The organism is Pantoea sp. CFCC18179 (assembly GCF_059412405.1).
This window is the reverse complement of the sequence record NZ_JBNBPM010000004.1, coordinates 240,295-254,343: the sequence shown is the minus strand read 5'-3', so window position 1 is coordinate 254,343 and position 14,049 is coordinate 240,295. Positions and strand designations below refer to the sequence as shown.

The 14,049-nt window shown below is 52.7% G+C and carries 8 protein-coding genes; 6 read left to right on the top strand and 2 right to left on the bottom strand.

From position 1 onward, the window contains the following. Positions 1-37: 37 nt before the first annotated feature. The 5 genes from rpoN to npr all read left to right on the top strand — a co-directional run bounded on the left by rpoN (position 38) and on the right by npr (position 3,605). Positions 38-1,477: an RNA polymerase factor sigma-54 gene (rpoN, locus tag ACPUC7_RS10675; protein WP_494922911.1), complete on the top strand. Its 1,440-nt coding sequence runs from the start codon at positions 38-40 to the stop codon at positions 1,475-1,477. A 21-nt stretch (positions 1,478-1,498) separates the two neighbouring features. Next, a complete protein-coding gene (gene hpf, locus ACPUC7_RS10670) occupies positions 1,499-1,786 on the top strand; it encodes a ribosome hibernation promoting factor (RefSeq protein ID WP_008104375.1) in 288 nt (95 codons plus the stop codon). A 160-nt stretch (positions 1,787-1,946) separates the two neighbouring features. After that, positions 1,947-2,429 (top strand): PTS IIA-like nitrogen regulatory protein PtsN, encoded by a 483-nt coding sequence (gene ptsN / locus ACPUC7_RS10665; protein WP_176505766.1) that lies wholly within the window; start codon positions 1,947-1,949, stop codon positions 2,427-2,429. Positions 2,430-2,481: 52 nt separating this feature from the next. After that, a complete protein-coding gene (gene rapZ, locus ACPUC7_RS10660; protein WP_343554232.1) occupies positions 2,482-3,336 on the top strand; it encodes an RNase adapter RapZ in 855 nt (284 codons plus the stop codon). Then, positions 3,333-3,605 carry a PTS phosphocarrier protein NPr gene (gene npr, locus ACPUC7_RS10655; RefSeq protein ID WP_008104379.1) on the top strand — a complete coding sequence of 91 codons (273 nt, stop codon included), beginning with the start codon at positions 3,333-3,335 and terminating at the stop codon, positions 3,603-3,605. Before rapZ ends, npr begins: the two co-directional genes overlap by 4 nt. Before the next feature lie 5 nt (positions 3,606-3,610). On the opposite strand, the gene mtgA is transcribed toward npr, so the two are convergent. Both mtgA and arcB read right to left on the bottom strand, forming a co-directional pair. Beyond that, complete coding sequence (gene mtgA / locus ACPUC7_RS10650; RefSeq protein WP_494922910.1) at positions 3,611-4,333, bottom strand: monofunctional biosynthetic peptidoglycan transglycosylase; 723 nt, start codon at positions 4,331-4,333, stop codon at positions 3,611-3,613. Positions 4,334-5,228: 895 nt separating this feature from the next. Further along, positions 5,229-7,565 carry an aerobic respiration two-component sensor histidine kinase ArcB gene (arcB, locus tag ACPUC7_RS10645; protein ID WP_494922909.1) on the bottom strand — a complete coding sequence of 779 codons (2,337 nt, stop codon included), beginning with the start codon at positions 7,563-7,565 and terminating at the stop codon, positions 5,229-5,231. Between the two features lie 897 nt (positions 7,566-8,462). On the opposite strand from arcB, the gene ACPUC7_RS10640 reads away from it, so the two are divergent. After that, entirely contained in the window at positions 8,463-13,994 is a 5,532-nt protein-coding gene (locus ACPUC7_RS10640) for a glutamate synthase-related protein (protein ID WP_494922908.1), read from the top strand. The last annotated feature ends 55 nt before the right edge of the window (positions 13,995-14,049 follow it).

Below are 14,049 nucleotides of genomic sequence, written 5' to 3'. Positions count from 1 at the left end.
AACACCCTACGTTTGCTTAGGAAATTCTAATCGAATTATGAAGCAAGGTTTGCAACTCAGGCTCAGCCAACAACTGGCGATGACTCCACAGCTGCAGCAAGCAATTCGCTTGTTGCAGCTTTCTACGCTTGAACTCCAGCAAGAACTGCAACTGGCGCTGGAAAGCAATCCGCTGCTTGAACAAACCGATCTGCATGAAGAAGTCGACGCGCGCGAATTTCAGGAACAGGAAAGCGATTCGTTAGACACGCGAGAAGCGCTTGAACAGAAAGACATGCCGGATGAGCTGCCACTTGATGCCACCTGGGATGAAATTTACACCGCGGGAACCCCTTCAGGCACCGGCACCGATTATCAAGATGATGAACTGCCGGTTTATCAAGGCGAAACCACCCAATCGCTACAGGATTACCTGATGTGGCAGGTGGAGTTAACGCCGTTTTCTGACACCGATCGCGCCATCGCCACGTCGATTGTCGATGCTATCGACGATACCGGCTATCTCACCGTCAGCTTACAAGACATTTATGACAGTATTGGTGACGAAGAGCTGGCGCTGGATGAAGTTGAAGCGGTGCTGAAACGCGTGCAACGTTTCGATCCGGTCGGCGTCGGTGCACGTGATTTACGTGATTGCCTGCTGGTACAACTCTCGCAATACGCCGCTGACACGCCGATGTTGGCAGAAGCGCGCTTGATTGTAAGCGAACATCTCGATCTGCTGGCAAACCACGATTTCCGCAGCCTGATGCGTGTGACACGCCTGAAAGAAGAAGTGCTTAAGGATGCGATGATGCTGATTCAGTCGCTTGATCCGCGTCCCGGCCAATCGATCAACACCAGCGAACCGGAATATGTGATTCCCGATGTGCTGGTGCGCAAAATCCATAAACGCTGGACGGTTGAACTCAATTCCGACAGCATGCCGCGTCTGAAAATCAATCAGCAATATGCGGCGATGGGCGGCGCGGGTCGCAATGACAGCGACAATCAATATATCCGCAGTAATTTACAGGAAGCCAAGTGGCTGATTAAGAGCCTGGAGAGCCGTAACGACACGCTGCTGAAAGTGACACGTTGTATCGTTGAACAGCAGCAGGCGTTTTTTGAGCAGGGCGAGGAGTACATGCGTCCAATGGTGCTGGCAGATATTGCCCAGGCTGTTGATATGCATGAATCCACGATTTCCCGCGTGACCACGCAGAAGTATTTGCACAGCCCGCGTGGCATCTTTGAGCTGAAGTATTTTTTCTCCAGTCACGTCAACACCGAAGGCGGCGGCGAAGCCTCGTCCACGGCGATTCGTGCGTTGGTGAAAAAATTGATCTCCGCGGAAAACCCCGCAAAACCCTTGAGCGACAGCAAACTGACCTCCATGTTATCCGATCAGGGCATCATGGTAGCGCGACGTACGGTTGCTAAATATCGCGAGTCTTTATCGATACCGCCATCAAATCAGCGTAAACAGTTGGTTTGACCGAACGAAGAAGGAAGACCTATGCAGCTAAACCTTACCGGACTTAACGTTGAGATTACCGAACCTCTACGCGAATTTGTAAATACCAAATTTGCCAAACTGGAACACTATTTTGATCGTATCAATCAGGTTTATATTGTTCTAAAAGTAGAGAAGGTGACGCAGATTGCAGATGCAACACTGCACGTCAACGGCGGGGAGCTGCACGCCACATCGGAAGCGGAAGACATGTACGCGGCCATCGACGGGTTAATCGATAAGCTTTCCCGTCAGCTGACCAAACATAAAGACAAACTGAAAAAACACTAACCTTCACGCTTGCAGAGTGCTGACTGATTCGGCACTTAGAGCAAAGATGGGGCGGATTGTACCGCCCCGTTTTGTCATCTGCGCAAGCGCCAGCGGGCTAAAGGCAATGAAATCAATTGCCTGATTCTCGCGGCTAAGTGAACTCGCAAGTGAAACGATGATGAACAACGATCTGACACTGGAATTGAGCTCGGTCCTTTCACTGGACTGTACCCGTAGCGGCGTACACTGCCAGAGTAAAAAACGCGCGCTGGAAATTATCAGCGAGCTGGCAGCGAAGCAGCTCAATCTGCCGCACCAGACGCTTTTCGAAGCAATCCTGACCCGCGAACGGATGGGCAGTACCGGCATTGGCAACGGCATCGCCATTCCCCATGGCAAGCTGGAGGAAGATACTTTGCGTGCCGTAGGCGTGTTTATCAGCCTTGATCAGCCGATTGCTTTTGATGCGGTCGATAATCAACCGGTTGACCTGCTGTTTGCCCTGCTGGTGCCTGCGGACCAGTGTAAAACCCACTTGCACACGCTTTCGCTGGTCGCCAAACGGCTGGCGGATAAAACCGTTTGTCGCCGTTTACGCGCGGCACAAAGCGACGAAGAGCTCTACGCCATTATCACAGAAGCTCAGGAAGAACACTCTTAAGCGACAAACACTTTTACCGGCGTTTTCGCCGGTTTAAAACGGGAGAAATGTGATGGTGCTGATGATCGTTAGCGGTCGGTCAGGCTCGGGAAAATCAGTCGCGCTGCGTGCCCTTGAAGATATGGGCTTTTACTGTGTCGATAACTTACCGGTGGTGTTATTGCCGGAGCTGGCGAATACCTTAACCGAACGCAATATCTCTGCGGCAGTTAGCATTGACGTGCGCAACATGCCGGAATCACCGGAGATTTTTGAAACCGCTCTGAATAATCTGCCGGATTCTTTTTCACCCCAGTTGCTGTTCCTGGATGCCGATCGCAATACTTTGATCCGCCGCTACAGCGACACGCGCCGCCTGCATCCGCTTTCCAGCAAAAACTTGTCATTGGAAAGCGCCATCGACGAAGAGAGTGATCTGCTGGAGCCGCTGCGTTCACGCGCCGATCTGATCATCGATACCTCTGAAATGTCAGTGCATGAATTGGCGGAAATGCTGCGTACACGCTTGCTCGGCAAACGTGAGCGTGAGTTGACCATGGTATTTGAGTCCTTTGGCTTCAAGCACGGCATTCCGATCGATGCAGATTATGTGTTCGATGTGCGTTTCCTGCCGAATCCGCACTGGGATCCGAAACTGCGCCCAATGACCGGCTTGGATCGCCCTGTCGCGGCCTTCCTTGATCGCCATACTGAAGTGCATAACTTCATCTATCAAACGCGCAGCTATCTGGAATTGTGGCTGCCGATGCTGGAAACCAACAACCGCAGCTACCTGACGGTTGCCATTGGTTGTACCGGCGGCAAACATCGTTCAGTGTATATCGCCGAGCAACTGGCAGATTATTTCCGTTCACGCGGTAAAAACGTGCAATCTCGTCATCGTACTTTGGAAAAGCGCAAATCATGACCGTGAAGCAAACCGTTGAAATTCGTAACAAACTGGGCATGCATGCACGCCCAGCAATGAAGCTGTTTGAGCTGGTGCAGAGTTTTGATGCGGAAGTGCTGCTGCGCAACGAATCGGGCACCGAAGCAGAAGCCAGCAGCGTAATTGCGCTGCTAATGCTTGATTCAGCCAAAGGCGGCCATATCGAAATTGAAGCCAGCGGCCCACAAGAAGAGCAGGCACTGGCGGCGGTCATCGAACTGTTTGAAGCGGGTTTCGACGAAGACTAAACGTTTTAGTGCAGCTTGTAGCGATTCAAGAAACCTTCCCCGCCCAACTGCCGCATCTGGCGCATAATCCACTGCTGCCGCTGACGAATATAGCCAGAAGGTGCATCTGCGCGGAAGCGAATGGGGTTGGGTAGTACCGCAGCCAACAGCGCGGCTTCAGACATAGTCAGCTGGCTGGCGGGTTTCTTGAAATAACGCTGCGACGCCTCTTCCACGCCGAATACGCCGTTACCAAATTCTGCAATATTGAGATAAACCGTCAGAATTCGGCGTTTGGTCCACACCGTTTCAATCCCAACCGTTAAGCCCGCCTCCAACCCTTTGCGCAGCCAACTCCGTCCATCCCACAAAAAGAGATTCTTTGCTGTTTGCTGTGACAAGGTCGATGCGCCGCGCATGCGTTCATTGCCATCGTTATCCAGCACCGATTGAATGGCATCAACATCAAAACCCCAATGCTCGGGAAATTTTTGATCCTCAGATGCGATTACCGCCAGCGCCATCCACGGCGAGATTTCATCCATGCCAACCCAATCTGAGTGTGCAACATAATCAAACTGGCCGGTAAACCAGGCACCGATTTGCCGCTCGACCATGACGGCGGAGAACGGCACTGGAATAAATGCAAACAGCAGAATGCCCGCTAACCAGATGCCCAGCCAAGCCAACAGAACTTTTGCAATCAGCACTTTAATGCGTTTTCCCAGCTTCCCTTTACTCTTACTCATGCAATTATCTCTTACCTGTTCCCTGCATTAATCAATCACTCGAGTCACAATATCAAACACCCGTAATTGACCGCTAAAATTTATCCTCATTCATCTAACTCTTTCAGGGTAAATTGTTGCCAAAGCAATCAACGTTCCTCTATTAGAGCCATTTACATCAAGCACTTCCGATAAAAAGGAATCGGTTCCATTGCATTATAACCACCACAATAACGCGCTGAAGATACTTAACTGAATGTGATATTGCTCACGTAAAATCTTTCACATCGCTTAACTATAATATTTAGTAGTCTTCGAGGATGTTCATTGATAAGCGAGACCATTCTGAAAAACGCGACTAATTCGCCTGCATCTCAGCCACATTTACTGTCAATATTGGTAAAGCGTTTTACCACGCTTTAGGTTTACATTATTCGGTACAGTGTAAACTGGAACTTTCTGCTGAGGGTTTCCAAAACGTTTTGGATAACCGTGCATAAATCCCAACATTATCAATATATATCAGCATGTTAATCTAACTTAGCACCAATTTTTTGTCGGATTTGGATTTTCGCTGCTGCTTGCAGGCTTTTCCTGCTGATGAGTGAAGCAAAACCAGGCAAAAAGTAGAACATTTGGTCAAAAAGAGTACAATATGGCAAAGAAATTAATTCCTTGCTTGACTGTGTCAGCAAATTAATGTTTTCTGTATTTAATCGCTGCTCAACATCACACAATTTAATGAATCTTGTCGCAAGCGTTGGCGAATTTGTTAAGGTGATTTGGAAGCGTTAACCAATACCAAACTGTTGCTTTTTGATTCGATTTCCAATAATAGCAGCAGTACCCATTTCCCTGGTGTTGGCGCAGTATTCGCGCACCCCAGTTTCGACTGGGGTCATTTTTTTCTAGCGTCCTATGATTTTTCACGCTCAGCGACCCAATCACGTAACACTTCCACGTCCTTCCGCCACTCTTGTTTAAGTTCGTCGATCCACTCTTGTACGTTGTCCCACCATGCTGGCAATTCCGGCGACTGAATTTGTTTGGCCAATTGCTGTAAATGCAGCAAACCCACTGAACCGGCTGCACCTTTAATCTTGTGACCTTCCTCGGCAATGCCTTTTTGATCGCGCGCCATCATGTTGGAATCCAACACATCCAGATAGCCCGGCATCATCTGTTCAAACATAGTAAGACTTTGGGTAATCAGACCCGGGCCGACCAACTCGATGTATTGCTCCAGCATTGCCACATCCAACAGCGTGCGAGATTGCTCGGTTGCAGAACTGCTGGCGAGCTCTTCTTGCTCCGGCTGATAATCCCAGAACTTTTTGATCATCGCGGTCAACGCTGGCACAGCTAGCGGCTTGCTCAGCACATCGTCCATACCGGCATCGAGATACTCTTTTTTGTCCTTCAACACGTTGGCCGTCAACGCCACCAGCGGCGGCAGTGATTTACCGCCATGACGCTGATGAATCGCGCGTGAGACATCCAGGCCAGTCATGTCAGGCAATTGAATGTCGAGCAGGACTAAATCGAACTCTTGCGGATCAAACATCGCCAACGCGTCGGTCCCAGTCATCGCCACTTCAACGCTGCAACCCAATTTTTCTAACACCGAACGCGCCACAATGACGTTGAGCTCGATATCCTCCACCAGCAGCACATGCAGCGCCGGCAGCGGCATGCTGTCGTCCAGATTGTCGTCTTCGACTTCCTCAGCAACGCGTGGCGCGTTGATCTCAACGGTGAAGCATGAACCTTGCCCGGCAACGCTGCTGACGCTGATATCGCCGCCCATCGCTTGTGCCAGGCGACGTGAAACCGCCAAACCAATGCCGGTGCCGGTTGCTGGTTTGCCGCCGTGTTGATCTTTCACCTGGTAATACATGGCGAAGATCTTATCTTGCTCCTCTTGCGGAATTCCCATGCCGGAGTCCTGCACCTCGAAGTGCAGCGTTTCATCCTGACGATAAGCCACACGTACCACGATTTCGCCCTGCTGGGTGAATTTCACTGCATTACCAATCAGGTTCCACAGAATCTGGCGCAGGCGCGTCCCATCCGCCGAGATTTTATGGGGCAGCGGCAATTCTGGCGCCATGACAAACTTCAGCCCTTTTGGCTGCGCCAACAGACCGGAAAGATTTTCCAAATCAGCGAGGAAACCGGTGAAGTCCAGCGGTTGATTATCCAACTGCACTTTGCGTCGCTCGATTTTGTCCACCTCAATAACATCATTGAAGATATTGCCCAGCGTGATGGCCGAAACGTGGATGGTTTTGAGGTATTTCAACTGTTCCTGATTGAGATCGGTATCCAGCAGGATGCGACTCAGCCCAACAATGCCATTGAGCGGCGTACGCAGCTCGTGGCTAATCGTAGAAATGAAGGTGGTCTTCTCGCGGCTGGCGTTCTCCAGCGCGTCCTGATAGCGCTTACGCTCAGTAATATCACGACCAAAGCCCATCAGGCCGCTGCGTTTACCTACGCGGTCGTAATACGGCACTTTTCGGATTTCGAAGCAGGCTTTGCGCCCGTCTGGGTATTGCAGCCACTGCTCGTAAGTCAGCGACACATTATGGCGGAATACCTTCTCATCGGTTTCCAGCACTTTGGTTGCTGCTTCATCGTCGTAGATATCGCGCGGCGTCAGGCCAATCAACTGCTTTTCGCTCATACCGGTGAGCAACTCCATTGCGCGGTTACAGCCAGAGAATTGCTTATCAATATTGCGGTAGAACACTAAATCCGGCGAAGCATCAAGGAAGGAGCGCAAGAATGAAGATTGCTGTTCGAGCTCGATTTGCGCCTGCTCACGCCGCGCCATCTCTTCACGCAGCTTATCCATTACCTGCTCGCGCGCCTGCTCAGCTTTAATACGATCGTTAATTTCCTGGTTGAGCTGCGTAATGGTCTCTTTCATCTGCTGATTCAATTCAAGATCGCGCGTGCGCATCTCTTCCAGCTTATCCACCAGCTTCGACAAGCGCTGGCGCGACTCTTCCAGTTGATCGACCACTACCGAGAGGAAATAGACCGCCCAGGGCGTAATTAACAGACCGAAGAAGATGGAGCGCACGACGTCGATGCTCTCTACATGGCCGCGCAATACCATGGTGACGGCCATCTGCACCACCATCGCCAGCACCACCAGCGCCGAGGCGAGCAGCAGTGAAAAACGCACCAGGCCAAGTTTGACCATCAAATCAACGTAATACTGCGCTAAAAGACGAATCTGTTTCATTACGAGCTCCCTGAACGAAATCTGGCTCATGATAGCGTAATTATCGCCGCACTGCGCCGCTTCACCGTGGGGTATCGCGCCGGTTGCGCCCTGTAATGGTGCATCACAACGTGATTTCGCCGACGTTCCCGGCCATATGCCTAAAGCGCTTGACTAATTCTGCCAACTGAATAATCTGGAGGGCCGCGCTTTTGCGGGCCTTATCTCAACATCCTGTGCGAATCAGCACTCTGGCAGCCAATACGCCTATTGGTTGCACTTCTTTATTGCATATCCATTCAACTTAAACGATTTTTTACGCGATCGTGGCGTGATTAATTTTACTAATAGCAGCACCATTTTGATTCAAATATGACGCCATAAGAAAAACAGATACATGCTGTGTATGATCTGCCCCCAACAGAATTTAATGCTGTTATAAGCCTACCTGCCAGCATTGTTTAGATATTAGAGGGCTAGCTCACAGTGAGACGGCTCACACTTCCTGGGGGAATGCGCAGCGGTTAATTGACATATATTTACGCAATAAAACCTTCACATTCATGATGTTAACGCGCGAAAGTGCTATTTCCCCTCAACAAAGCGGGCTATTTGACCTGAGTTCGCTTTCCCGATAAGTTGGAATTCCACTGGGCGCTAGCCTGGCGGGCCTGTGTCTCGGCATATCTATGCAGCAAGAAGACTCCCTCTAGATGCAAGCTATCTCCCGTAAGAGACCGGATTAACAGAGCAGCTCATTAAGGACGTGACAACAGTGTCTTGAGAGCCCTTGCTCGGTGTTGCGACGCCCGCTCTTTATAGTGCGGCACAAGAATTGATACCGCTGCGTTAGCCATTCAGCAACGTGCCGGTACGCGAATAATGCAGGTAATGTCAAAGAAGTTAAGGAGACTCTCAATGTCCACGCAAAAACCGAATCCCTATGGTTTGTATGACCCATCAGCTGGTAGTGATAGCTGTGGTGTAGGTTTCATTACCCGTAAGGACGGCGAGCAGACCCATGAGATCCTGCAGATGGCCCACAGCGCGTTGTGCACGGTGCCGCACCGTGGCGGCATGTCTGCCGAAGGCGTGGGCGATGGTGCTGGCGTCAACGTCGATCTCTCTCTGAACTTCTTCCGCAAAGTCACTGGACTGGCGCTGGAAGCCGGCCGCTTTGGCGTCGGTAACTTCTTTGTGCCAAAAGACGCGGAACTGCGCGCTAACGCTGAGCGTTTAGTAGAAGAGACGCTGGCAGCACATAACTTCCCTATTCTGATCAAGCGCGACATGCCACTCGATGGCAGCGTAACGCGCCCTGCTGCCCTGCAATTCCAGCTGCCGATTGTGCAGTGGGTGTTTGCTGCACCGCAGGAGATTACCGAGCAACTCGAATTCGAGCGCCAAATTTATCGCGCATTATTGGATATCGAAGCACGCGCCTTTACGGAAAGCGAGTTTGGCGGACTGTATCCGCTGTCGCTCTCCTCGCGCACGCAGGTGTTCAAAGCACGCCTGAACTCCAACGAAGTGATTCCTTACTTCAAAGATTTGACCGATGCCGATCACCAGGTGCGCGGGCTGTTCTTCCATACCCGCTTCTCCACCAACACCGATCCGCACACCACCATGGCGCAGCCGTTCCGCCTGATGGCGCACAACGGCGAGTTGAACACCGATCGTAAAAACCGCATCGCGGAAGCAGCATTGATGCTGGCGCGCGGTAAGAAAATCGTGCGTCCAAAAGGCCAGTCAGACAGCTCGCGTCTCGACCAGAGCATTCATAGCCGTTTGATGGAAGATAACCTCGACCTGATTAACGCGGTGGTTTCGATGATGCCGCCAGCGTGGGAAAACGACACGTCGCTGTCGAATGAAGTGCGCGCCATGCTCGAATACTTCTCTTTATATGAAGAGAAGAATGATGGCCCCGCTGCGCTGATCTTCGGTAACGGCGAAGTGATTGGTGCGCGTCTTGACCGCCTCGGCTTGCGCCCGCTGCGTTCAGTGGAAACGGCTGAATACATCGGTGCGATGTCAGAAGCAGGCCAGATTGCTTTCCCACCAGAAAGCGTGTTGCGTCGCGGTCGTATCGAAGCGGGCGGCATGCTCTATTACGATCACAAAGAAAAACGCTCTTACACTACGGTGGAAGCGCTGGAAAAACTGGCTGCCGAGAAGGATTACCTCTCGCTGCTGAGCAAAGCGCGCGTGGATCTTGGCGATCTGCCAGAGATTCAGGCGGAGCAGCTTGGCTCGCCGCTGCGTTATCGTGGTGACCTCAAAACCTATCAGCGTTTTGTTGCTTACTACTACAACCAGGAAAGCTTCAAATTCATGATGGACCCGATGCTGCAAACCGGCGCTGAGAAGATCTCCGCGATGGGTTACGGCAACGCCATCAACGGCCTGTCCGACCACGAAGGCGGCATGGCGCACTACTTCTCGCAACGTTTTGCGCAGGTCACTAACCCGCCGCTGGACTCCATTCGTGAAGCGGACGGCATGACGCTGCGCGTAGCCTTGGGTGCCAAGCCGCATCTGGGCCGCAGCAAAGGCCAGCAAATCATTGTGCCAACGCCGATTCTGACGCACCTCGACATGCTGCGTCTGCGCGAGCAAACCGTTGCCCCATACAAACGCTTCGAGATGCTGTATGAGCCGGTGGTTGGCAAAGATATCGTCAGTCGTGCAGCCAACGCCAATGCGCTGGAAAAAGCCATTGATGATTTAGCCCAGCAAGTGGTGGATTTTGCGCGCCAGCAAGGCGGCATCGCGGTGATCACCGATCGCCACATTTCATCGACGCACGCGGCAATCCCAATGCTGCTGATGGTTTCCGCCATCAACCAACGTCTGGTGCAGGAAGGTCTGCGCCTGGATGTCTCGCTGGTGGTAGAAAGCGGACAAAGCATCTCTTCACACCACATTGCTGCAACGCTGGGCTTTGGGGCATCAGCGGTTTATCCGCTGGGCGTACAGATGCGTGCCGAAGAGAAATTTGGTGAAGGCGTCGAGGGCAACAAAGCCTTTAAACGCTATGCCAAAGCGGCAGAAAAAGCCTTGATGAAAACCATGGGCAAAGTCGGCCTGTGTACCGTTGAGAGCTACAGCTGTGGTGAATTCTTCGAGCCAAACTTCCTCGATACCGAAGATCCGGTGCTGAAGAAATACTTCCCGAATATCAAAACCCCAGTTGGCGGCGCGGGCTTCCCGGCTATCGCACAGATGGCGGTGGATTGGCATCAAAGTGCACTGAAAATTCAGGGCGAAGCCGAAGTACCGTTGCTGGGTCTGTTTAAAGAGCGTGCGGAAGGTGCGGGCCACTCTTACGGCACCATCGCGGTTCGTACCTTTATTGATATGACGGAACAACCGATTCGCTTCGCCAATAAAGAGCGCGAAGAGGACAACTTCATTCGTCTGATGACGCTGGCCAAACTGGATAACGCATTCAACATCAAAGCCGATGCCTTTAAAGACAGCAGCTTCGAGCGTATCCCGAATGAGGTGATTGATACCTTTGCGATCACGCCGGATTATCGCCAGTTCTCCAGCCTGATGTACGTCGAGCGTAAACGCCGTCCAGCCGCGCTGCGTGACATCCTGGCGCTGCCGTGCGACCTGACGCATGTTGATAGCGAAGCCGAATTTGGCCGCAAACTCGGTCGTTACTCATTGGTAAACAACGGCTTTGCGACACGCGGCCTGAAGTGCGAAGCGGTGAATGGCAGCTTGAATCAATTCGAACTGCGTTTGATCGATGCGATTGCCGGCCTGAAACCAGAAAACGAGCGTCTGGAAGCGTTGGCGCGCGCACTGAAAACCCGTTTCATCGACAATATCGAAAGCACCAACGTGGCGGATGGCGTGCTGCACATCACCGCTTACGGCAAAGCGGCTGATTATCTGTCGCTGATCTTCACCGCGCTGCCTTCGCTGCCGTTGGAAGAGGTTCAACCGGCACACGAAATCACCCGCACCTTCGCCTCTGGTGCGATGAGCCACGGTGCGCTGGTTGCGCCTGCCCACGAAGCAGTGGCGCACGGCACCAACATGGTGGGCGGCATGAGTAACTGTGGTGAAGGTGGCGAGCACTATTCGCGTCACGGCACCATCCGTGCATCGCGCATCAAACAGCTGGCGTCCGGTCGTTTTGGTGTGTGGGCGGCGTATCTGGCCGACCCAATGCTGGAAGAGCTGGAAATCAAAATCGGTCAAGGCGCGAAGCCAGGTGAAGGCGGACAGTTGCCAGCGCCGAAAGTCACGGTGGAGATCGCCGCAGCACGTGGCGGTACGCCGGGTGTGGAGCTGGTTTCACCGCCGCCGCATCACGATACCTATTCAATCGAAGACTTGGCGCAGCTGATTCACGACTGTAAAGCCGCGCGCGTGCGCGTCATCGTTAAGCTGGTTTCATCCGAAGGCATCGGCACCATCGCGGTCGGCGTGGCGAAAGCTGGCGCAGACGTAATCAACGTCGCAGGTAACACCGGCGGCACCGGCGCAGCGTCGGTAACCAGCTTGAAATATACCGGCCGTGTGGCGGAAATCGGTATCGCTGAAGTGCATCAGGCGCTTTGTGCCAATGGTCTGCGCGACAAAGTCCAACTGCGTTGCTCCGGCGCGCAGCAAACCGGCAGCGATGTGATCAAATCGGCCCTGCTCGGCGGCGATAGCTTCGAGTTCGGTACCACCGCGCTGATGATGCTGAAATGCGTGATGGCGAAAAACTGTAACGTCAAATGCCCGGCCGGTTTAACCACTAATGCCGAAGCCTTTGATGGCGATCCACGTCAGCTGGCGCAGTACTTCATCAACGTGGCGCAAGAAGTGCGTGAATTCCTGGCACGCCTTGGTCTGCGTTCACTGCGCGAAGCGCGTGGGCGTTCGGATCTGCTGCACCTGATGGATCACCCGCTGGAAGTTGGCAAGCTGGATCTGCGCGCCATGTTGACCGTGGTACCAGAGCAGAAAATTGCTAAGCCAGTATATCTGGAAAAAGATTTTGAGCTGGATGATGGCTGGGTTGAGGAGCTGAAAACCACGCTGGTTAGCCAATCAAACCGTGAAATCGCGCTGGGCGCGGGCATCACCCTGAACAACCGCAACAAGAGCGTTGGCGGTCAGTTAGCGATCGATATCGAACGTATGCTGAACCACGAATTGCCGAAGGATCAATTGGCTGCGCTGCCAGCGGTAATGAAAGACGATCGTGGACGCCATTATCTGGCACCACGCAGCGTGCTGATTCACACCAGCGGCTCTGCGGGCCAATCATTCGGCGCATTCTGCAACGATGGCATGCAAATGAAGCATTACGGCACCTGCAACGATGGCGTCGGTAAAGGCCAATGCGGCGGTGAACTGGTGGTGATGTCTCCAGGCGGCGGCGCGCAGGATAGCGACGGCAACGTGCTGATCGGTAACTTCGCACTGTTCGGCGCGACCGGCGGACGTCTGTTCGTACAAGGCCAGGCAGGTGACCGTTTCGCGGTACGTAACTCTGGTGCAACCGCGGTGGTTGAAGGCGTTGGCGATTTCTGCTGCGAATACATGACCAACGGCGCCATCCTTAACCTCGGCACCTTTGGTAAAGGCTTCGGCAACGGCATGAGCGGCGGTTTCGCTTACCAGTACGATCCGTATGGATCGCTGGCAGCTCACGCCGCAGGTGATTCCGTGCTGTTTGGCTCCATCGCTGATGAAGACGAAATGGCGCAGGTCCACAAACAAGCGGTGCTGACCATGCTGAACTGGCATCTGGAAGCGACCCAATCACCGCGCGCCAAATGGCTGCTGGATAACTGGGAAACCGAGTGCCACCACTTTGTCTATGTGATGCCGCGTTCGCTGTTGCTGTACCAAGACAGCAGCGAAATCCTGAAAGCCAAATCGCGTAAAGATTTGCTGGAAGAGCTGTCAACTTCACTGGCGGCGCATCAGGTGGCGAAATTTAAATCTGCCTGGCGCGACGGTAAAACCATCGCCAATGGCGCAGTACCGGCTTATGGCGCGACCGATACGCTGGAGATGTTTGTCCTGCTGAACAACTACACCGTGTTGAGCCTTGCCCAGCAATTGGCGCTCGGCAAACTGCCGAAAGGCACCGCGGTGGAAGATCCGGCGGTGGAAAAAGCAGTGCGTAACCTGCTGATGACCGAAGATTTCTCGCTGATCAGTAAGCTGCAACGTCACGCGCGCTCTGCAATTGAAAGCTACAGCGATGACGAACTGGCAAGCCTGATTGCCGCGAAACGTATGGCGGATTACAAAGCAGCGCTGAAACAACGCAATATTCGCTCAATGGACAGCCTCGCCACTTACGGCTGGATCATTTACCAGGATGCCTGTAACCGTGAGGTTCTTGGCCATCTGCCTGATTTCGAAGAGCTGTTTGCGCGTGCCGCACTGCCTGAAATCGCCGCTGCTGTCGGGAAACTTTCCTGATTACAGCACTAATGAATGTGTGTAATTTAGACTGAAAATTTAGAACAGGATTGAG

Excerpts from the sequence above, each read along its gene's own strand:
- mtgA (WP_494922910.1), bottom strand. The coding sequence starts at position 4,333 with ATGAGTAAGAGTAAAGGGAAGCTGGGAAAACGCATTAAAGTGCTGATT.
- rpoN (WP_494922911.1), top strand. The coding sequence starts at position 38 with ATGAAGCAAGGTTTGCAACTCAGGCTCAGCCAACAACTGGCGATGACT.
- arcB (WP_494922909.1), bottom strand. The coding sequence starts at position 7,565 with ATGAAACAGATTCGTCTTTTAGCGCAGTATTACGTTGATTTGATGGTC.
- rapZ (WP_343554232.1), top strand. The coding sequence starts at position 2,482 with ATGGTGCTGATGATCGTTAGCGGTCGGTCAGGCTCGGGAAAATCAGTC.
- npr (WP_008104379.1), top strand. The coding sequence starts at position 3,333 with ATGACCGTGAAGCAAACCGTTGAAATTCGTAACAAACTGGGCATGCAT.
- ptsN (WP_176505766.1), top strand. The coding sequence starts at position 1,947 with ATGAACAACGATCTGACACTGGAATTGAGCTCGGTCCTTTCACTGGAC.
- ACPUC7_RS10640 (WP_494922908.1), top strand. The coding sequence starts at position 8,463 with ATGTCCACGCAAAAACCGAATCCCTATGGTTTGTATGACCCATCAGCT.
- hpf (WP_008104375.1), top strand. The coding sequence starts at position 1,499 with ATGCAGCTAAACCTTACCGGACTTAACGTTGAGATTACCGAACCTCTA.